The sequence below is a fragment of the Pseudonocardia ailaonensis genome (genome assembly GCF_039531635.1).
In the GTDB taxonomy this organism is placed as follows: domain Bacteria; phylum Actinomycetota; class Actinomycetes; order Mycobacteriales; family Pseudonocardiaceae; genus Pseudonocardia; species Pseudonocardia ailaonensis.
Genome location: NZ_BAAAQK010000041.1, coordinates 1 through 1241, shown reverse-complemented (window position 1 = coordinate 1241; position 1241 = coordinate 1). Strand labels below are relative to the sequence as shown.

The window sequence follows — 1241 nt, the reverse complement described above, 5'->3', positions numbered from 1 at the left end:
GGCCCTTCCTCTGACAGGCCCCTTCGGGGTGCCTTGACCGGGACTTGCCCACCCACTGCCGTCGGCGCCGGCCCCGGCCGGAGCAGCTGGCCTGATCAGGAGCATGACCGCCGGTAGCCCCCGGCGTGTCCCATCACAGTCTTGCCGGCTCCGAACCGGGACCGGGACCTTCCACGTCCCTCCCGGCAAGGAGAACGCAGATGTCCATGCTGACAGAGCCCATGGAGAAATCCAGGCTCGCCGAGATCGTCGACATCGTGATCGGCGTCGACACCCACACCGACACCCACACCGCTGCCGCGGTGATCGCGACGACCGGGGTGCTCGTGGCGACGGTGACAGTGTCCGCGGACGCCGACGGCTACGGCGAACTCGTCGAGTTCGCCGACACCCACGCCGGGCTGCGGGCCTGGGCGATCGAGGGCACCGGAGGCTACGGCGCCGGTCTGGCGCGGCACCTCGCCGACGCCGACGAGCTGGTCGTCGAGCTCGACCGGCCCGGACGCCCACCACGTCGTGGCGGTCGCAAGTCCGATCCGCTCGACGCGGCCCGCGGCGCCCGCGAGGCGTTGTCCCGCACACGGCTGGCCCAGCCCAAGACCGGTCAGCAACGGGCGGCGTTGCAGAACCTGCTGACCGTGCGCCGCGGCGCGGTCGAGGCGGGAGCCGACGCTCAACGTCAACTGCGCGCGCTGGTGGTGACCGCCCCGGAGCAGGTCCGGGCCCGGTTCCGCGGGAAGAGCATCATCATGATGGTCTCCACCGCGGCCGGGTTGCGCCCACACACCGCCGTCGACGACGTACACGTGTTCACGGCGATGACCATGCTCAAAGCTCTGGCCAAGCGGATCAAGGCGCTGCAGGCCGAGGCCAACGAACACCAGACGTCGATCCGGGCGATCGTGCGGTCCTGGCGTCCGGACCTGCTCGCCCTGCCCGGAGTCGGCCCGGTCAGCGCCGCGATGGTCCTGGCCGCGTGGTCGCACGCCGGCCGCTGCCGGGACCACGGCGCGTTCGCCATGCTCGCCGGCACCGCACCCGTCCCGGCGTCCTCCGGCAAGACTGTGCGCTACCGGCTCAACCGCGCCGGGGACCGCCGGCTGAACCGGGCCCTGCACACCATCGCCGTCTCACGGATGCGTCACGACCCCGACACCCGCACCTACGTGCAACGACGACGCGCCGACGGCAAGACCGATCCCGAGATCCGCCGCTGCCTCAAGCGCTACATCACCCGCCAG

At 71.7% G+C, this 1241-nt stretch carries 1 protein-coding gene; it reads left to right on the top strand.

Annotated features, from left to right (window positions below; translation table 11 throughout):
• Positions 1 to 200: 200 nt before the first annotated feature.
• Positions 201 to 1241, top strand: a 1041-nt coding sequence (locus tag ABD324_RS37050) for an IS110 family RNA-guided transposase (protein WP_344428576.1), incomplete at its 3' end; no start/stop codon positions are given.